At 32.9% G+C, this 18301-nt stretch carries 21 protein-coding genes; 19 read left to right on the top strand and 2 right to left on the bottom strand.

Annotated elements, in window-relative coordinates; all coding sequences use genetic code 11:
• Nucleotides 1-19: 19 nt before the first annotated feature.
• From HVS_RS10140 to pflA, 14 genes are all read left to right on the top strand, one after another.
• Nucleotides 20-682, top strand: a complete 663-nt coding sequence (locus HVS_RS10140) for a CheB methylesterase domain-containing protein (RefSeq protein WP_101301924.1) — start codon at nucleotides 20-22, stop codon at nucleotides 680-682.
• A complete protein-coding gene (locus tag HVS_RS10135) occupies nucleotides 682-2739 on the top strand; it encodes a chemotaxis protein CheA (RefSeq protein WP_101301923.1) in 2058 nt (685 codons plus the stop codon). Before HVS_RS10140 ends, HVS_RS10135 begins: the two co-directional genes overlap by 1 nt.
• A gap of 44 nt (nucleotides 2740-2783) precedes the next feature.
• A complete protein-coding gene (locus HVS_RS10130; protein ID WP_101301920.1) occupies nucleotides 2784-3254 on the top strand; it encodes a chemotaxis protein CheW in 471 nt (156 codons plus the stop codon).
• Entirely contained in the window at nucleotides 3244-3864 is a 621-nt protein-coding gene (locus HVS_RS10125; RefSeq protein ID WP_101301918.1) for a chemotaxis protein CheC, read from the top strand. The genes HVS_RS10130 and HVS_RS10125 overlap by 11 nt, the downstream gene beginning before the upstream one ends.
• Nucleotides 3864-4349 (top strand): chemotaxis protein CheD, encoded by a 486-nt coding sequence (locus tag HVS_RS10120; protein WP_101301916.1) that lies wholly within the window; start codon nucleotides 3864-3866, stop codon nucleotides 4347-4349. Before HVS_RS10125 ends, HVS_RS10120 begins: the two co-directional genes overlap by 1 nt.
• 28 nt (nucleotides 4350-4377) lie before the next feature.
• Nucleotides 4378-4779, top strand: coding sequence for a hypothetical protein (locus HVS_RS10115; RefSeq protein ID WP_101301914.1), 402 nt, complete (start codon nucleotides 4378-4380; stop codon nucleotides 4777-4779).
• An 18-nt stretch (nucleotides 4780-4797) separates the two neighbouring features.
• Nucleotides 4798-5568: a FliA/WhiG family RNA polymerase sigma factor gene (locus tag HVS_RS10110; RefSeq protein WP_101301912.1), complete on the top strand. Its 771-nt coding sequence runs from the start codon at nucleotides 4798-4800 to the stop codon at nucleotides 5566-5568.
• A 111-nt stretch (nucleotides 5569-5679) separates the two neighbouring features.
• Entirely contained in the window at nucleotides 5680-7017 is a 1338-nt protein-coding gene (locus HVS_RS10105) for a DUF342 domain-containing protein (protein WP_101304227.1), read from the top strand.
• 17 nt (nucleotides 7018-7034) lie between these two features.
• On the top strand, nucleotides 7035-7337 hold the full coding sequence (locus tag HVS_RS10100) for a hypothetical protein (RefSeq protein WP_101301907.1): 303 nt from the start codon (nucleotides 7035-7037) through the stop codon (nucleotides 7335-7337).
• Nucleotides 7338-7352: 15 nt separating this feature from the next.
• A complete protein-coding gene (locus HVS_RS10095) occupies nucleotides 7353-8096 on the top strand; it encodes a DUF6115 domain-containing protein (protein WP_101301904.1) in 744 nt (247 codons plus the stop codon).
• 40 nt (nucleotides 8097-8136) lie between these two features.
• Entirely contained in the window at nucleotides 8137-8322 is a 186-nt protein-coding gene (locus tag HVS_RS10090) for a hypothetical protein (RefSeq protein ID WP_101301900.1), read from the top strand.
• A 220-nt stretch (nucleotides 8323-8542) separates the two neighbouring features.
• A complete protein-coding gene (locus HVS_RS10085) occupies nucleotides 8543-8764 on the top strand; it encodes a hypothetical protein (RefSeq protein ID WP_101301898.1) in 222 nt (73 codons plus the stop codon).
• Nucleotides 8765-8916: 152 nt separating this feature from the next.
• Entirely contained in the window at nucleotides 8917-9363 is a 447-nt protein-coding gene (locus tag HVS_RS10080) for a hypothetical protein (protein ID WP_101301896.1), read from the top strand.
• Between the two features lie 191 nt (nucleotides 9364-9554).
• Entirely contained in the window at nucleotides 9555-10271 is a 717-nt protein-coding gene (pflA, locus tag HVS_RS10075; RefSeq protein ID WP_101301894.1) for a pyruvate formate-lyase-activating protein, read from the top strand.
• A 3-nt stretch (nucleotides 10272-10274) separates the two neighbouring features.
• Here the strand turns inward: pflA and HVS_RS10070 are convergent, their stop codons facing one another.
• Nucleotides 10275-10862 carry a 3'-5' exonuclease gene (locus HVS_RS10070; protein ID WP_101301892.1) on the bottom strand — a complete coding sequence of 196 codons (588 nt, stop codon included), beginning with the start codon at nucleotides 10860-10862 and terminating at the stop codon, nucleotides 10275-10277.
• Nucleotides 10863-11143: 281 nt separating this feature from the next.
• Between HVS_RS10070 and sigI the strand changes: the two genes are divergently transcribed.
• The 4 genes from sigI (at nucleotide 11144) to HVS_RS10050 (ending at nucleotide 15545) form a co-directional block, all read left to right on the top strand.
• Nucleotides 11144-11893 (top strand): RNA polymerase sigma-I factor, encoded by a 750-nt coding sequence (gene sigI / locus HVS_RS10065; protein ID WP_169926541.1) that lies wholly within the window; start codon nucleotides 11144-11146, stop codon nucleotides 11891-11893.
• Entirely contained in the window at nucleotides 11886-13793 is a 1908-nt protein-coding gene (locus tag HVS_RS10060) for an anti-sigma-I factor RsgI family protein (protein ID WP_101301887.1), read from the top strand. The genes sigI and HVS_RS10060 overlap by 8 nt, the downstream gene beginning before the upstream one ends.
• Before the next feature lie 261 nt (nucleotides 13794-14054).
• Nucleotides 14055-14756: a DUF3794 domain-containing protein gene (locus HVS_RS10055; protein ID WP_242971546.1), complete on the top strand. Its 702-nt coding sequence runs from the start codon at nucleotides 14055-14057 to the stop codon at nucleotides 14754-14756.
• 174 nt (nucleotides 14757-14930) lie between these two features.
• Nucleotides 14931-15545, top strand: a complete 615-nt coding sequence (locus HVS_RS10050) for a hypothetical protein (protein ID WP_101301885.1) — start codon at nucleotides 14931-14933, stop codon at nucleotides 15543-15545.
• 68 nt (nucleotides 15546-15613) lie between these two features.
• On the opposite strand, the gene HVS_RS10045 is transcribed toward HVS_RS10050, so the two are convergent.
• Complete coding sequence (locus HVS_RS10045; RefSeq protein WP_101301883.1) at nucleotides 15614-17800, bottom strand: stalk domain-containing protein; 2187 nt, start codon at nucleotides 17798-17800, stop codon at nucleotides 15614-15616.
• A 220-nt stretch (nucleotides 17801-18020) separates the two neighbouring features.
• Here HVS_RS10045 and HVS_RS10040 point away from each other — a divergent pair, with 220 nt between their 5' ends.
• Nucleotides 18021-18290: an ACT domain-containing protein gene (locus tag HVS_RS10040; protein ID WP_101301881.1), complete on the top strand. Its 270-nt coding sequence runs from the start codon at nucleotides 18021-18023 to the stop codon at nucleotides 18288-18290.
• The last annotated feature ends 11 nt before the right edge of the window (nucleotides 18291-18301 follow it).

Below are 18301 nucleotides of genomic sequence, written 5' to 3'. Positions count from 1 at the left end.
TTTGAAGGTTGTGGGAAGAATGTTTAAAATGGGAAGAGTGTTAAATAACGGTACAGAAGTATTGGCGGGAACAAATTTTAGTAAATATGAGGAAGAATTAAAATATATTGTCGTAATAGGAACATCAACAGGTGGTCCTAAAGCACTAAAAGAAGTTATATCTTCAATACCACCGGATGTTAAAGCTGCATTTTTAGTTGTGCAGCACATGCCTCCGGGTTTTACAAAATCTTTAGCAGAGAGGCTTGATTATATAAGCAAAGTTAGGGTAAAGGAAGCAGAAGATAATGAAGTTATAAAAAATGCCCATGTATATATAGCACCAGGAGATTTTCATTTAATGGTTAATAAAAATGCTGACAATGTTCTTAGGTTAAAACTTTCAAAAGATCCGCCTGTAAACGGGCACAGACCGTCGGTGGATGTATTAATGAAGTCTGTATCTGAAACTAAACATAAGAATGTAGTAGGAGTTGTAATGACCGGGATGGGGCGGGATGGAAGTGAAGGAGTAAAAATGCTTAAAGAGCTGAATAAAGCACATATTATTGCACAAGACGAAAAAAGCTCTATAGTATTTGGAATGCCTAAAGAGGCAATTTTAAAAGGTGTGGTGGATGTTGTGGCATCGCTTAACGAAATAGCAGACGAGATTATGAAAATTGTGGGGGTGCATGAATAATGGATATGAGTCAATACTTAGAAATTTTCATTGATGAAAGTAAAGAGCATTTACAGTTGCTTAACCAGTCGCTGCTAAGTTTAGAGCAAAACCCTCAGGATAGAGCTGTTTTAGATGAAATATTCAGGGTTGCCCATACATTAAAAGGTATGTCCGGAACCATGGGGTTTAGCAAAATGACAAAACTTACCCATGACATGGAAAATGTTTTACATGCCATTAGAAACGGTGAATTAAAAATTAACCCTGATTTGCTGGATTTATTGTTTAAATGCCTTGACGCTTTGGAAAATTATACAGAAAACGTTGTAAATACAGGAAGCGAAGGGGATAATGACTATGCCGGTTTAATAGACAGTTTAAATGCTGTATTAGATAAAAAGGCCCAAGGCAGTCAAAAGGCTCCTTCCTTAAAGATTGAGAAAGAAGAAAAAACTGATAAGCCGGTGTATAAGACGGCAAAGTTCAAACTTAGCGAGTTTGAACAAAATGCGGTAAAAAAAGCTTATTCTATGGGCATGAATGTTTTTGAAATAACAGTTGTTTTAAATGAAAGCTGTCTTTTAAAATCAGCCCGTGCATTTATAATTTTTCAAGCCCTTGAAAGACATGGAGAAATTATAAAGTCAGTGCCAAAGGTGGAAGATATTGAGGATGAAAAATTTGATTTTGAATTTACAGTGGTATGCATAGCAAAAGAAGAAGCTTCAACTTTTTCCAAGGAAATAAACCAGATATCAGAAGTTAAAGAAGTAATTATAAAGCCTTTAGATCCTGAAAAGCTTAATGAATCACAGTTAGAAGAAAACGAAGATTTATCCGGAGTAAGTAATTTACAAAGTGATAAAAAAGACGGTGAAGGTGTAAGGGAAGGAAATAAGTCAAAGGTAATGAGCCATAAGACAAAGACAGGGAAAACCGTAAGGGTTGATATTGACAGGCTGGATGTTTTAATGAACCTTGTAAGTGAGCTTATTATTATTAAAACACGTCTTGAAGGGATAGAAGATATTGATGCTTCCAAAAAATATGCAGAGGCTGTTGAATATTTAGAAAGAATAACAACAAGCCTGCACGATTCGGTTATGAAAGTGAGAATGGTGCCGGTTGAGCTGGTTTTCAACAGGTTTCCAAGAATGATAAGGGATATTTCAAGGGAACTTGGAAAAGATATTGTGCTTACTATGACAGGAACAGAGACGGAGTTGGACAGAACGGTTATAGATGAAATTGGTGAACCTTTGATACATCTTATAAGAAATTCTGCAGACCATGGGATAGAACCAAAAGAGGTAAGGGAGAGACTTGGTAAATCTCCTAGCGGACATATTAATTTAAAAGCATACCAGGTTGGGAATAATGTTGTAATTGAGGTGGAGGATGACGGTCAGGGAATTGATTTAGAAAAGGTAAAGCAAAAAGCAGTAGAAAGAGGTCTTTTGAAAAAAGATATGGTAAATAACTTATCCCAAAAAGAGGCTATTGACCTATTATTCAAGCCATCCTTTACCACTTCAGACAAAATAACCGACCTTTCAGGCAGGGGAGTAGGTCTTGATGTTGTGAAGACTAAAATAGAGCAGTTAGGAGGGGCAGTTGAAGTTGAGACTGAAAAAGGGGTGGGAAGTAAATTTATCATAAGGCTTCCCCTTACCCTTGCAATAATACAGGCTCTATTGGTGGTAATCGGGGATGAGAAGTATGCTATACCATTAAACAGCACTAAGGAAATTATAAAAATTACCCCTGAACAAATTAAAATGATTCAAAACCAGGAAGTTATACTGCTTAGAAACATGGTGGTTCCAATTGTAAGGTTGAATAAAATACTGGAAGTGCCTGGAGACCATGATGAGAAAAAGAATATGACGGTTGTTATTGTGAAAAAAGGTGAAAAAACATCAGGATTTTTAGTGGACTCTTTAATCGGCCAGAGGGAAGTGGTAATAAAATCCCTTGGAAAACTGCTTTCAGGTATAAAGTATATTGCAGGGGCAACTATATTAGGGGATGGAAATGTAGCATTAATACTGGATGTGAATTCATTGGCAGTTTAGCTTTTTAAAATTTATGTTGCCGCAAGTGAGGAGGTTTTAAGTTAATGAGTGAGGGTTTTTATATTCAAAACAGGCAGTTTGTTGTATTTAAGCTGGGAACTGAGGAGTATGGTGTGGACATTCAAAATGTTACTACAATTGAAAAAATGCTTCCAATTACAAGAGTACCTAAAGCCCCCCACTATATAAAAGGGGTTATAAACTTAAGAGGTGATATAATTCCGGTAATAGACATAAAGGAAAAACTCGGACTTGGGACTTTTGAAGAAACTGACGAAACCAGAATAATAATACTTCAATTAAAAGATATACCCTTTGGTGTAATAGTTGATGAAGTTGATGAAGTTTTGCAGCTAAGGGAAGAGACTATTGAAAACGTATCAAATTTTACCAATGATCTTTCTTTAGATTATATATCGGGAGTGGGGAAAGTTGATGACAGGATAGTAAGCCTTCTGAATTTCAAAAAGCTTATTGATATAGATGAAACCGGGAGTGAAAAGGATGAAAATTAATTTTGAAAATTTAGACAGTACACATATAGATGTTTTAAGGGAAATAGGGAATATTGGTACAGGCAATGCAATTACGGCTTTAGCTAAAATGTTAAACAGAAAAGTAGATATGGATGTACCTAAGGTAAAGGTAATGAAGTTTAAAGATGTAAGTGAAATTTTAGGTGGGGCAGAAATACCTGTTGTGGGACTACTTTTAAATGTTGAAGGAGATATATCGGGAAGCATTATGTTTATATTAAAAATGGATGCGGCTCATATTTTGGTAAATATGCTAATGAAAAGAAGACTTGAAGAATGTAGGGAATTTGGAGAAATGGAGCTTTCAGCACTGCAGGAAATAGGGAACATTTTAGCAAGTTCATACCTGTCCTCTCTTTCAAGTTTAACCGGGCTTAGCATTATGCCGTCAGTTCCGGAACTTGCAATTGATATGGTCGGGGCAATATTAAGTGTTCCTGCCATACAATTCGGGGAAGTGGGGGATTCAGTTTTGTACATTGAAACCGGGTTTTTTGAGGGAAGCACCAGAGTGGTAGGTGATTTTTTCCTTGTTCCGGATATTGATTCTTATGGAGTACTATTAAAATCATTAGGAGTTATAAGCTAATGGAAAATATTATTAGAGTTGGAATGGCAGATTTAGCTGCTTCTTCACATCCTGCTAAACTAACTACATTAGGTTTAGGGTCATGTATAGGAATTGCTCTTTATGATGTAAAAACTAAAGTAGTGGGGCTTGCACATGCTATGCTCCCGGACAGTACCCAGGCAAGGAATAGGGAAAATATTGCAAAATTTGTAGACACTTCTATTTCCGCTCTTATTAGCGAAATGGAAAAACTAGGCGGGACGAAGGAGAACATCATTGCAAAACTGGCTGGTGGGGCTCAGATGTTTGCATTCAGACAAAGTCTGGATTTAATGAGAATTGGTCACAGAAATGTTGTTGCAGCAAAGGAGATACTCAATAAATTAAAAATACCAATTGTTTCGGAAGACACAGGAGGAAATCATGGCCGTACCATTGTACTTGATTCGGAGACAGGAATACTCCGTATAAAGACAATAGGATATGGTGTTAAGGAAATATAGCTAAAGTGTTAAAAAGAGAGGTAGTGAAATGGATAATATTCACAAAATACCGTTTATTTTGGGCGTTTTCGCATCAATTATAGTGGGCTTGGCTGGTTATAAGTCCGGAGTGGAATATAGGGATATTTACATAAGAATGTCAATTAGTATGATTGTATTTTTTGCGGTGGGATTGTATTTAAAGAAATTTATAATTAAAATTCATGATGAATTAAAGGAAAAAGAAGAGGAAGCTTTAAAAGAAGAACTCTTAAAAGAAGAAGAGCGTTTAAAGGAAGAAAAAGCTTTAAAAGAAGAAGAGGATAGTGCCAAAAGGGAAAAGGGAAGAAAAATTGACATAAAAGTAGAGGAGCATGATGAGCAAGAGTTGTATGACGAAGAATTCAGACCTATGGAAGTAAACACCATTAAACTTAACAATAAAAAATAAAAGTAATGGGGGATTTAAATGTCAACTGTTGATAACAGAAGAAACGAATTATGGATAAAATACAGAGAAACAAATGATCCGGCCCTAAAAGACAAGCTGATTTTAGAGTATGCCCACATAGTTAAATATGTTGCAGGAAGGCTGAGCATATATTTTGGCTCAAATGTTGAATATGACGATTTAATTGGATACGGAATATTCGGGCTTATTGATGCTATTGAAAAGTTTGACATTACCAAAGGTGTTAAATTTGAGACTTATGCATCTTTAAGGATTAGAGGTTCAATAATAGACAGCATTAGGGAACTGGACTGGGTGCCAAGATCTTTAAGACAAAAGAGCAAAGAATTAGAACGGGTGTATATGGAATTGGAGAACATGCTGGGGCGTTCGGCAACAGATGAGGAAGTAGCTAAAAAGCTTGGTATAGGGGTTAAAGATTTAAACAAGCTTTTAAATGAAGTTAATTTATCCTCTTTGGTATCTTTAGAAGAATTTTTAGAACAAAATTATGAAATAGGGACTATAAACTCCAATGTTAATAAGGAAGAGAGACCTGAAGGATATATTGAAGCAGCAGAGGTTAAAAGAATGTTGGCAGATGCAATAGATAAGCTGCCTGAAAAAGAGAAGAAAGTTGTTTCTTTGTATTATTTTAATGATTTAACTCTGAAGGAAATCAGTGCAATAATGAATGTGTCAGAATCTAGGGTTTCCCAGCTGCACACCAAAGCAATTTTGAGATTGAGAGGTAAGCTTGCACGCCACAAAAGTGTCTTAACTAGCTAGAATTAATGAGTATATTAGAAGGCTTTCCATGGGCAGTGGAGGGGAAAGCAGGGAAAGGAGGAATGTGAAGTGAGAGATGCTTATGTAAAAGTTTTTATTACACCGGATAAAATGAAAGCCTCAATATTTTTAACACCTCCGGATGACGGGAGGGAACTTAAATTAGAAGAAATACTAAAAGCCCTAAATGATCATGGGGTAAAGTATGGGCTTGATATGGAAACGCTGGAGAATATATCTAAGTATCCTGTGTACAATGAGAATATATTAGTGGCGGAAGGGGTTCAGCCTGTAAATGGTAAAAACGGCCAGGTAAAATTTCATTTTAACCTGAAGGAAGATAGAAAACCTACAATTACAGATGATGGAAGAGTTGATTTTAGAAATTTAGATCTTATAAAAAATATAAAAGAAGGAGAAATCCTCTGTTCGTTAGAACCACCTTCAAAGGGCATTCCGGGAAAAAATGTATTAGGTGAGGATATACCTGCTAAAGACGGTAAAGATGCTGTTTTGCCAAAAGGAAAAAATACAGAAATAAGCGAGGACGGACAAAATCTTATTGCAGCTATAAATGGGCAAATTAATTATATTGACGGCAAGGTGAATGTTTTTCAAAATTATGAAGTACCTGCCAATGTTGACAATTCAACGGGGAATATAAATTTTATAGGTAATGTTATAGTTAGAGGGAGTGTACTGTCAGGTTTTGTAATCCAAGCAGGTGGAAATGTGGAAGTAGGAGGGGTAGTGGAAGGTGCAACAATTATAGCCGGGGGAGACATAATTTTGAGAAGAGGTATGCAAGGTCATGGAAAAGGTGTGTTAAAAAGTGGTGGGGATATAATTGCAAAATATATAGAAAACAGCAATATAGAAGCTAAAATGGATATAAAAGCTGAAGCTATAATGCACAGCAATGTAAAATGTGGAAACAAATTGGAATTAACAGGTAAAAAAGGACTTTTGGTAGGAGGAACATGTAAAGTTGGAAAAGAGGTATCAGCGAAGGTTATAGGTTCTTATATGTCAACCCCTACGGATATAGAGGTGGGCATAGACCCTTCTCTGAAGGAGCGGTATAAAGAATTAAAGATTGAGATTGAAAAAATTGAAGAAGATTTAAAAAAGACTGAGCAGGCCATAACAATATTAAAAAAATTCCAGATGCTAGGAAAACTCACTCCTGAAAAACAAGAATTGCTGGCTAAAAGTATACGGACAAAAGTTTTTTACACAAACAAAATTGGCCGGCTAAAAGAAGAATCTGTATATATAGAGATGAAGCTGCAGGAGGAAGCCAGCGGGAAAATAAAAGTTTATGGTTATATTTATTCTGGAACTAAAGTTTCAATAGGAACAAGTATGTTATATGTAAAAGACAATTTACAATATTGTACTTTATACAGAGAGGGCTCCGATGTTAAAATTGGTTCTTATAACGATTAAAAATAAGGAGGAGGAATATGTCCATTAAACCTGTTGATTTTCAAATTCTTATTCCAAAGACTTCAGAGGTATCAAAGATACAAAATGATGACCGGCATAAAAATGCCACGGTCCAGCAGCAGCAAACTATTCAAACCCAGCACAAGGCGGAAGATTCTGTCAATATAGTATATTCACAGGAAAAACCTCAGGAAGCTGTAATAAGAGAAAAAGAGAGGGAAAAAAAGAAAAAGAAATTAGACAAAAGAAATACCGGCAGAAAATATAAACACAAAAAAAAATCAAAAGACAGTACCAGTACAATTGATATCAGACTGTAACCGGAGGTGAGGGTTTTGGCGGATTTTCACATAAGCATAATGTTTGTGGGAATACTTCTAATGGCTGTTTCTTTGGTGTGGATAGCCTTTGACAAAAAGAAAGAATCAGATGATAAAGAAGTACTTGAAGAAAAAAAAGAGACATTAGTATCGGTAATATCAGATGCTGAACTAATGATTGAAGAGTTAAATAATATTTCAGATTATTTGGTATCCCATATAGATAAAAAAAGACAAGAAGTTATGGATACAATGAAAGAGGCAAATGAAAAAATTAAAGAAGTAAAAGATAAAAAAATCAGAGAAATTATAGATAAGGAAATTAAAAGTGCAACATCCAAAAAAATAAAAGAAATATTGGACAAAGAAATTAAAACATTAACATCTAAAAAAATTCAAGAAATAATAGATAAAGAAATAAAAGAAATTATAGCTGAAATAGTAAGAGAAATGGCAGAAGAAGAAATTGAATCCATTAATGAAAAAAAGATTGCCAAAAAAACAGGCAAGGTATATTTTACAGAAGCAAAAGAACCTTTAATTGATGATAATAGTGAGATTTTTAGAAATGTACTTTCTGAAGATACCAGCAATGCTCTTTCTGATAAAATTGAAAGGGAAAGAAAAATTGTTTCACTAAATAGCAAATACAAGGAAGTTATAAGTCTTTCACAAAGTGGATTTAATGAAACCCAGATAGCTAAAAAGCTAAATATGGGAAAAGGTGAAATACAGCTTGTTTTAGGCATAAATAAGTAAATATTTAAAAACTTTTCATAAAAAAGGGGGATTTTTAGATTTGAGGAAATTTCACATAAAAAGCATACTTTTAGGAATTGGTATAGGAATAATATTAACTTCATTTGTTGGGATTATATACTCTGCCGGAATGGATAATAAAATTACTAAAGAAGAGATAATAGAAAAGGCAAAGGAACATGGAATGATATTTCCTGAAGAAGTTATAACAGAGGGTGCTAATTAGAATTTATTAGACTAATTTTTATTTAAAAAATATTTTATAAAAAATATTAGATTTATGAAAAAAATATTAGACTTAGTAATACTAAATCTAATATTTTTTTATTTAAAACAAAAAATTGTTAACGTAAATGCCGATGAGTTTTGGGAAATAATTGTAATTACCATCAAATTTATGTTACCATTTATTAATGAGTTTACTTTTTAAAGGGGGAGGGGTGGCCTTGAAGTGCAAAATTTTAATTTTAACAATGGTGTTTTTTATGCTTTGTGGTTGTTCACCTTCAATTAATGAAGTTGGTCCTAAAAAAGAAGTGAGTTGTTATAGCGAGAAATTTTTTGAGTGTGACGGAAAGAAGGAAATTAGCATATACTGTGATTTTGGAAATATTGAGTTTTTTAACTGGGATAAAAAAACAATAAAATTGGAAATTAAAAAAAAATAATTGGAGTTCTTAAAAATGAAAACTTAAATGAAGATTCTGATGACAGGCTAAATGAAAAATTAGATGATTTTAAAATAGAATTAATTGAAGAGAAGGATAAACTCAATTTTGATATTAAATATACAGGAAAGAATGATAGCAGTGTAAATAAAATGGTGGATTTAAAAATTTACCTGCCTGAATTTATAGATGTTTTAAATTTGCATTTAGATGAAGGATGGGTTAAATTTCATGATGATTTAAAGGGAATATTAAATGCGGATACTAATATAGCTGATATAGAAATAAACAAACTCATTGGAAAGGTAAATATAAAAGGGAATATGGGAAATGTAAGCATATTAGAAGGTAGAATATCAAAAAATTCCAGTATAGTAAAAAACATTGGTTCAATAAGTATAAAATCCCAGTTTGAAGAAGGAGGGGATTATATAATTAATACCGGTGCAGGCAATATTGACATTAAGGCATCTAAAGATTCTAAAGTGTCATTTGAAAGTATAGGTGCTGTAGAAAAAAATGATTTTGAGGAATATAATTATCCTACCAAAGTTAAAGTTAACACTTCTATAGGAAAAATTTCAATAAAAGAGTATTAAATATACAATAGGGTATATAATACAAAACTTTATTTAAATTTAAGTGTTATAATAATAAAATGCCATAATAATTTAAGCGCTATAATAGCCTGGATGTTTTTATTGTTATTACGTCATAATATTGAAATGTTATTATTAAAGAAGTGTTATAATTTATAGAGATATAAAAGGATTATGAGGAGGGAAATTATATGAAAAAAACAGGGAGAATCCATTCCTTTGAGTCATTTGGTACGGTAGACGGACCTGGCATCAGGTTTGTGGTTTTTATGCAGGGTTGCCCTTTAAGATGTGTTTATTGTCATAACAGGGATATGTGGGATGTCACAGAGGGAAAAGAATATTTACCTGAAGAAGTTATTGAAGAGGCAAAAAAATATATTAATTACATAAAATTTTCTGGTGGCGGGATAACTGTTACAGGGGGGGAACCACTGCTCCAGCCAGATTTTGTAACTGAGCTTTTTAAAATTGCAAAAAAGATGGACATTCATACCGCTGTTGATACCAGTGGGTTTGCGGATACAGATAATGTGAAAGAATTGTTAGAATATACTGATTTAGTGCTTTTAGATATAAAACATGGGGATGAAAAGAAGCACAAAGAAATTACCGGGGTTGAAAATGAAAAAATTAAAAAATTTGCAAAATATGTTTCTGATATAAATATACCAATTTGGATAAGATATGTTTTAATACCCGGACTTACAGACGGGGAAGAGGACTTAAAAAAGACAGCAGATTTTATAAAAGGGCTTAAAACTGTGAAGAATGTAGAAGTACTTCCATACCACACCATGGGGGTTTATAAATGGGAAGAATTAGGGTGCAAATATCCTCTAAAAGGGGTTAAGGAACCTGATTTAGAGAGCATAGCAAAAGCAAAGGAAATACTGGATATATTATAAAATTTATATTTTTCTTTTAGTTCTTTTATTAAAAGGTTTTATTGTATTAAAGGTCTGTAAATTTAATTTATCAAAAACGCCTTTAAAGATTTTAGAAGTATATTCTGCATCAGTTAAAGCCCTGTGAAAGTTGTCTTTAATGTCAATACCCATTAATTTCAAGGCATTTTCAAGGCTATACCTTTGACCGGGCGGAAGATTAAAAATAGAAGAAAATTGTTTTTGGATATCTATATTTTTTTTGAGCCACTCAGTTTTTATCCGGTTGAACCTGCAATTTAAAGTTAAATTATATATATCATCATGTCCCCAGCTAATTAGTATAAAGTCAGAACCAATCCACTGCCTGAATTTTCTTATTACACTTTTAAAATTGTCAGCATTATTAATATCATCCTGGGTTATTTGTGTTTTTTTCTTAACCAGTGAAAATAACTTTTTAAAATATTTAGGTTTTACAAAAGATTGAAATTTATCTATTTTATTTAAGTTATCGTCCAGTTTAACAGCACCTATTTCAATTATTTCATTTGGAAGATTGCTTTTAAAGGGCTTACTGTTTAGTTCTAAATCATAAATTATATAGTTCATATTTTATCTCTTCCCTGATTGTATTTTTTATTTAGATAATATTTTATGCATTATTGATGTTTTTTATAATTGATGTTTGGTATATAAATTACCTTATCATATTGTATTAAAAAATTCAAATATGTCCCCGGTTTACAAAACACACAATATATAATTCGAAGAGAATTATTTTTTAAGTGTATTTTATTTTTTCTATTAACTTATGCCATTTAATTTGTTACAATAAATATAAACGGTTTTAATTTTATATTTTAGGGGAACAAAAGAGCAGTATTTTAGAGGTGATTTTTTTGTTAAAAAACAATAAACCTCATATTATTTCTATTAATAATGCCATTACTAGAATTAAAAATGGGGATATTGGTCTTAAAGAAGAATTAATTAAAAAATACAAACCATACCTTTTAAAAGTCATATCAAGCACTGTGGGGAGATATATAGATTCAGAAACTAGTGAAGAATATAGCGTAGGGCTAATGGCTTTTAATGAAGCTATTGACAAATTTGATTCGGATAAAAACGGAAACTTTATTAGTTATTGCAATATAGTAATAAATCACAGAATAATTGACCATATAAGAAAAAACAAGAGAGAAAACAAAGCAATACCCTTTTCATATTTTGAAGAAAAAAGCGAATTTGAAGAGAGATATCTTGTATCGGATTCCCATTATCAGTATGAGAAAATTGAAATTAAAGAAGAAATTATGATTTTTGAAAACAAACTTAAAGAATTTGGAATTACATTAGAGGATCTTGTAAAAAAATCCCCAAAACACAAAGATTCCAGAGAACTTTATATAAATATAGCAAGGATTATTTCGGAAAATGAAGAATTATTCAATAAAATGATAAAAAGAAAGGCCATTCCAATATCAGACTTAATGAAATTTGTTACCGTTAGCAGAAAAACCATAGAAAGAAACAGAAAATATATAATAGCTGTCAGTTTAGTTTTAAGAAGCGGTTTAGATGAGATTAAGCAGTATTTCAGGAAAACCAAAAAGGAAGGAGGGAAAGTGAATGGCTAACTTTGGCATAATAATTAAAATTCAAGGGAAAATTGCAATAGTGGTATCTGAAGCAGGTTTATTTGAAATGATAAAATACAGGCAAGGGATGTTTGTAGGACAGAAAGTGGTATACACTGATAAAGATATAATAAGTAAAAATAAGAAACACAGGTACTTTATTTCTGCCATTGCCAGAATAGCCGCTGTGTTTATACTGCTAATGTCGTTTTTTAAGTTTTTTTACAGTGATGAAATATATGCTTACATAGCTTTGGATATAAATCCAAGTTTAGAATTAATGGTAAATGAAGACACCATTGTTATAGATGCGATTGCTTTTAATGAAGAGGGAAAAATGGTTTTAGATGGAATTAAGTATAAGGGAGGACCATTGGAAAAAGTAGTATATAACATAATTAAAAATTCAGAGGAAAAAGGATTTATTAAAGGGCAAGAAAAAGAAATAATTCTAATATCAACGGCTTTTGAAAATAATAAAAGACAAGCGGTGGAAAAAGAATTATTTAATGATAAGCTTATAAATAATTTAAAAAATGAAATGGATAAAGAGCTTGATACTGGTATTGATATACAGTTTGTAGAAGTATCAATTGACAAAAGACGCTTAGCGTCAGAAGTAGAAGTTTCCATGGGTAAATATTTGATTTATGAAAAAGCAAAAGAAAAAGGCAAGGATATTCCTATAGATGTGCTGAAATCATCTAGTTTGAATGAGTTAATAAAAGAAAATGATATAGATATACATCAATTGGCATTAGAAATTACCGGGGATGAAGGAAAGACTACAGCAACGCCGACACCAAAGGCAATGCCTGAACAGGAAAAAGAGGTGACAGCTGAAAGTCCGGGACCGGCTAAAGCACCTGGGGAACCAGGGTTAGATGAGACACCAGCAAAAGAGCCGGCTACGATGCCAGATCCGGAGGCAACACCAACGAAAACGCCGGTTGAGACACCAAGGGAAAGTGAGAAACCAACAAAGACACCAGAAAAGACATCAGTACCTGATGTGGCTCCGACAAAGACACCAGCTGAAACGCCGGATTCAGTAGAGACTCCAAAGAAAGATGAGACACCAAAAAAGGTGCCGGATGATACACCGGTGCCGGATATAACGCCGACAAAAGAGCCGGTTGTAACGCCAGAGCTGGAGGAAACGCCGACAAAAACACCTGTGCCAACAAAAACACCGGTGGAGACACCAAAGGAAAGTGAGAAACCAACAAAGACACCGGTAAAGACACCAGTGCCGGATGTAACACCAACAAAGGCGCCGGTTGTAACGCCAGAGCCGGATATAACGCCGACAAAAGAGCCGGTTGACACACCAGAACCGAGTGTAACACCAACAAAAGCACCAGTTGAGACACCGGTACCAACAACACCGTCACCTAAACCGGAAGAAACGCCTGCTCCAACACCAACAGGGGCACCAAAAGGTGAAAAGAGTATAAAGATACAGACATATAATGATAATGCTGTATCTAAGACAGATTCCATTTACCTAAACATAAGGGTTTATAATACAGGAGATGAAGAAATTGATCTTTCAGATATTAAAGTAAGATACTACTATACTAAGGATGATGATAAAGAGCAAAAATTTATATGCGACTGGTCAACTGTGGGAGTTTCTAATATAAAGGCTGCATTTATTGAAATGCCATCATCAAAGAATGGCGCAGATACCATCCTTGAAATAAGTTTCTCTGATAATGCAGGGATACTTAAACCAGGAAAATTTGTGCGTTTGAAAGTAAGGGTTTATAATAATGATTGGTCCCACTATATCCAATCAAATGATTACTCCTTTAACCAGTCAGCAAATAATTTTGTTGATTGGAAAAAGGTAACAGGATATATTAAGGATACTTTAAGGTGGGGAGAAGAACCGTAAAAAAATTTTTCTCCTACCCACACAAAAATTTATATTAGTGCGCATAGTATAGTAGCGGGACATTTAAGATGCTCTTGCTAACTGTTGCGACAACAGTTAAAATGATAATTTTCAATACATATACCCTACATAATATGTTGAACCCCGTTTTTATAAAAAACGGGTATTTTTTTTTAAAAAAATAAGTCAACTTTTTAATACATTATGTATACTATGATATTAGGAAGTTAATTTTAATCATAGTATAAGGAGTGTTGTAAAATGTCAGAACAAAAAAAGTTTATGCCTGATTGCTGTAAAATTGAATATACTTTTCATGAGGTTTATAAGAAAGATGATGGTTATAAAAAAGATTATGGCTACAAAAAAGACTGCGACTGCAAGAAAGACTATGACTACAAGAAAGATTATGACTACAAGAAAGATGATGACTGCAAGAAGAAATTTGAATTTAAGAAAAAAAGTATAAAGGTACCTGAAGTTATTGGTAGGAATTCAACGCAGGTGTTAATTGAAAGCGTTATTGCTTTTCCAGAGTGTTTTCCTGCTGTGGAAATTAAAGATGTTGTAAAGAAAGTTAAAGACCTATCAGTGCATGTATGCAAGAACAAAGTTCTTATAAATGGTGTACTGCACAAAAATATCAATTATAAAACATTTGAAGGGGAAATAAAATGCGGTAAACTTGACACCTTCTTTGGAGATGTGAAGCATATAGGAGTAGATATGCCTTTTGCAGCTTATATTGATGTACCAGGAGCAAAACCAGGGGATAAATACCAGATTGAATTTGCCGGTGTGGAAGATGGCTGCGAAGTTGACATTTTAGAAGATCCTATTCCTAAATGTTCTGTGAAAGCTTATAAAAAACTTAGAGAAAAAGTTATAGTAAAAATAGATTTAAAAGTACTGCGTGAAGTTCAAATAACGGTATGTCCAGAAAAATGTGACATTTGCCCATAAAGTTTATGGTGAATTCTATTAGAAAAAATATAAATTAATAACATTATTTATAAAAATCCCTCTTAATAAAAGACTTTATTTTTGGGGCGCCCCTCACTTTTCTTTTAAAGAAGAATATAATATTTAGTAGGAATCCATGAATATTTCATATGTTAAGTTATATGCCGGGAAAATATGATTTCACAGTATAAAAACTATCCTAATTATGATTTTTTTAAAGAGAAAATTGAAGAGGAAACTAAAAGTGCGAATAGCAAAAATATGTACAGTGAAAAAAGGTACAATACACGCAATATATTAAAAGAAATAAATGAGATTGTGGAAAGAAAGAGTTTTATAAAATTTTTTGAATATGAAATTCCTTTTCCTTTAAAATATCCTGCCCTTAAAATAAATGAAAGTGTAACAAAGCTGGATAATTTAAAATGTACCATGTTTAAAAGCGGTGTTCTTGTTGAAGGCGATATTAAAAAAGAGATAGTTTTTTTCACCCCTGAAAACAAGTATATGATAAGATATAAAGACAAACATTTGGATACATGTTTTTCTTCTATAAAGTCCATAACTACAAATATACCATTTCAATGTTTTGGCGAGTTTAAAGAAATAGATAAAGAATATGTGGCAGAGGTTGAAAGTGCAAGTGTAGACAGGGAAGATGTGGTGGATATTCTTTCTAAACCTTTTACCTGTTCAATTTGCGGGGAAAAGCTGTTTAGAATGTTAAAGGAAAAGATAGTAATTAAAATTTCTGTTATATTACTTAAAAAAAATTATGTTTATTTGTAAAAAGACTTCAAGCAAGTAAAGGTTTACCTGCTTGAAGTCTTTATAGATTTAGAGCTTTTAAAGAGCTATTACTTGATAAATATTAAATCAGTTAACTGAAGGTCTACAACTATGTCAACAAATGTATTTGTCCTTTCGTTGTAGATATAGAGTATGTTTCTGTTGGAATATGGACTATTTGGGGTTTGATTTCTACCATAAACAATATAATAGTCTCCCTTAGCTTTTATAACATTTTCAGCACTAAAGTTGTTTTTCAGTAGTTTTGAGTTTCTAGAATTAATACAGTAAAATGAAACTGTATTAGTGTCACTGTCCCTACCGGAAGTGAAGACTTTGTTATTAATTTTATTCCAGTAAGATACTTGGAAGTTGCTTAAAAGTTCTTTAAATTCATCACTGTAAAGATATACCTTACTTCTGTTAATATCTGCCTCTGTACCACTTATAACCAATGAGTGGTCTAACTGATCCCATACATTTTTTTGCATGCCCAGAACCAGGTTTCTTACCCTTGCATTTGCACTACTGATATTTGCATCATATAGAATTAGCGCATGTCTGTTTTTTCCGGTGATTCTGTCAATGTCTTCAACTGCTAAAAACATTCTGTTATCTATTGTTTTTGTAGAATGAATTCTAATTACATCGTGAATTACAGATTCTTTATTTTTATCTAGTATATATAATTTATAGTCCCTGCTGGTATTATCCTGAACATGAATAACAAATTTGTCTTCCTCACGGAAAAAACCAAAAAAATTGCAATTACTATAAACGGTTTTTACATTTCTTAAAACAAGATATCTGCTTCCTGTAAGAGTATTATCTTCTCTGATATTTTCAGGAAGACCTGTAGTATAAAACCCGGTTGAAGTTACAATGGATCTGGTATCACTTATAGCTAAGTAAATAAGACCGTTATAGGTTTCCACATCTAACACTCTTACAATTCCCGCATTTGATACGGAAGCTGGAACAAAAAGGTCATAAAGATCATACCTGGATGGATTGGATTTGGAATTTTTAAGAACTACCAAGTGTTCACGACCTCTTCTTTTAGCAACGGTGATGATATTATTAACACCGCTATCGTCTACAAAATGTGTAGTTTTTTCCAGATCTATTTCTAGCTCTGCTCTCAAATCTTTAGGAAGGTCTTTAGTGAGATCCCTTAAAACTTTTCCATCGTATGAAAGGAAAGGTTTACCAGCACCTTCAGAAAGAGTACAGCTCATAAATAAAATATCATCATCAATCATTGAATCTTGTAATATATGTTTATCTTCTAAGAGCTTAGGGTTCCAAGAACCTTTTTCAAAAACAACCAATGAATACTGTCTTGTGTCGGTATATCTGTTTACTATTAACTGATCCTTAAACACAACATAATTACCCATTGCAAAATTATCGGCTATTTTATAAATATCTTTGCCGTCAAACCTGTAAAGAGTATCTTTTTTTTGATTTCTGTCATAACCATGAAGAATGAGGTTATCGTTAAATTCCACCTGGTTTCTTATTTCAAAATTATTTATTAAAGTCTGAAACTTTCCATTTCTAAATGTAACCAGGTTATTTGTATCATTATCTGCATCAAATAATGTAATTAAAAGACCGCCATTGTATGTAATTGTATTTTTAATTTCTTTACCGTGCAGAGGGATTGTTGCTATGGTTTTTCCATCATACACATATACTTGTCGGTTTCTTCCCTTTTGATCATAAAACAGTATGGTACCTGTGTCAAATATTCCTATTCTGTTTATAGTTATAGTTTTATTCTCAGCATTCCAGTCAACAAAAGCACCGGAATTTTCAGCCACAAATCTTAATGGTACCAAAGTCCTGTCCTTTTGTATAGTAGGAGCCACATCAAGTACAACTGTTTTTCCGTTTACAGAAGCATTTGGATTATTGATTTGAAGATTTATTGTTGTTCCCTGGCGGGTAGCAGTGATGCTTTTTGTTGTCCCGTTCCAATTAACATTAAAGCCAAGTTCTTCGAATATTGTCCTGAATGGTACTAAAGTCCTACCATTTTCAATAAAAGGAGCGATTTCCATTTTCTTAACTGCGGTTTTAGATCTGTAATCAACTCTGCCAATGGTAAATTCCAAATCAACAAAATCTGTAGTAACAATTCCGTCAGAGTCACTTGCATATACATTTACACTGTTTGTATAAAGTATTGTTACAAAAGCAGCAATAATAAAAAAAACACTTGTAAATTTCAAAAAATGAGATTTGTACATGTTTTTCCCCCCGTTATAATTTTTTTTATTTATATATATCGGCTGCCAACTAAGTAGAAAACAGCTATAAAAATGATAACATACAGATAGTACCAAGTCAATGATTTAAAGGGACTGTGAAACAATAATGTAACAAAAGAGAAAAAGGGAATTAAAAGTTGCTATAGTTTAATGATAGGAGTATAATGTTCTTTAAGGGTTAAATTAAGGGGGACATGTTATGCGTGCTGTAATAACTGTTATAGGAAAGGATAAAGTGGGTATTATAGCGGGAATAAGCAATACCCTGGCAGTTAGCAATGTAAATATATTGGATATTTCCCAGACAACTATGCAGGATGTTTTTACCATGATAATGCTGGTGGATATCTCTAATATGACAATTTCATTTACAAAACTTTCAGAGGAGTTAGAAAAAAAAGGTGAGGAAATGGGACTTAGTGTAAGAATACAACATGAAGATATATTTAATTCAATGCACAGGATATAGGGGGGATTGTG

This window comes from Acetivibrio saccincola (genome assembly GCF_002844395.1).
Classification (GTDB): Bacteria; Bacillota; Clostridia; order Acetivibrionales; family Acetivibrionaceae; genus Herbivorax; species Herbivorax saccincola.
The sequence above is the reverse complement of the archived record's forward strand: the minus strand, read 5'-3'. Positions and strand labels throughout refer to the sequence as shown.

What these genes read in the sequence shown, in the direction of transcription:
- HVS_RS10040 (WP_101301881.1), top strand. Translation starts at nt 18,021, where the DNA reads ATGCGTGCTGTAATAACTGTTATAGGAAAGGATAAAGTGGGTATTATA.
- HVS_RS10100 (WP_101301907.1), top strand. Translation starts at nt 7,035, where the DNA reads ATGTCCATTAAACCTGTTGATTTTCAAATTCTTATTCCAAAGACTTCA.
- HVS_RS10045 (WP_101301883.1), bottom strand. Translation starts at nt 17,800, where the DNA reads ATGTACAAATCTCATTTTTTGAAATTTACAAGTGTTTTTTTTATTATT.
- HVS_RS10120 (WP_101301916.1), top strand. Translation starts at nt 3,864, where the DNA reads ATGGAAAATATTATTAGAGTTGGAATGGCAGATTTAGCTGCTTCTTCA.
- HVS_RS10050 (WP_101301885.1), top strand. Translation starts at nt 14,931, where the DNA reads ATGATTTCACAGTATAAAAACTATCCTAATTATGATTTTTTTAAAGAG.
- HVS_RS10080 (WP_101301896.1), top strand. Translation starts at nt 8,917, where the DNA reads ATGGTGGATTTAAAAATTTACCTGCCTGAATTTATAGATGTTTTAAAT.
- HVS_RS10135 (WP_101301923.1), top strand. Translation starts at nt 682, where the DNA reads ATGGATATGAGTCAATACTTAGAAATTTTCATTGATGAAAGTAAAGAG.
- HVS_RS10055 (WP_242971546.1), top strand. Translation starts at nt 14,055, where the DNA reads ATGTCAGAACAAAAAAAGTTTATGCCTGATTGCTGTAAAATTGAATAT.
- pflA (WP_101301894.1), top strand. Translation starts at nt 9,555, where the DNA reads ATGAAAAAAACAGGGAGAATCCATTCCTTTGAGTCATTTGGTACGGTA.
- HVS_RS10125 (WP_101301918.1), top strand. Translation starts at nt 3,244, where the DNA reads ATGAAAATTAATTTTGAAAATTTAGACAGTACACATATAGATGTTTTA.
- HVS_RS10110 (WP_101301912.1), top strand. Translation starts at nt 4,798, where the DNA reads ATGTCAACTGTTGATAACAGAAGAAACGAATTATGGATAAAATACAGA.
- HVS_RS10105 (WP_101304227.1), top strand. Translation starts at nt 5,680, where the DNA reads ATGAAAGCCTCAATATTTTTAACACCTCCGGATGACGGGAGGGAACTT.
- HVS_RS10060 (WP_101301887.1), top strand. Translation starts at nt 11,886, where the DNA reads ATGGCTAACTTTGGCATAATAATTAAAATTCAAGGGAAAATTGCAATA.
- HVS_RS10130 (WP_101301920.1), top strand. Translation starts at nt 2,784, where the DNA reads ATGAGTGAGGGTTTTTATATTCAAAACAGGCAGTTTGTTGTATTTAAG.
- HVS_RS10140 (WP_101301924.1), top strand. Translation starts at nt 20, where the DNA reads ATGTTTAAAATGGGAAGAGTGTTAAATAACGGTACAGAAGTATTGGCG.
- HVS_RS10070 (WP_101301892.1), bottom strand. Translation starts at nt 10,862, where the DNA reads ATGAACTATATAATTTATGATTTAGAACTAAACAGTAAGCCCTTTAAA.
- HVS_RS10115 (WP_101301914.1), top strand. Translation starts at nt 4,378, where the DNA reads ATGGATAATATTCACAAAATACCGTTTATTTTGGGCGTTTTCGCATCA.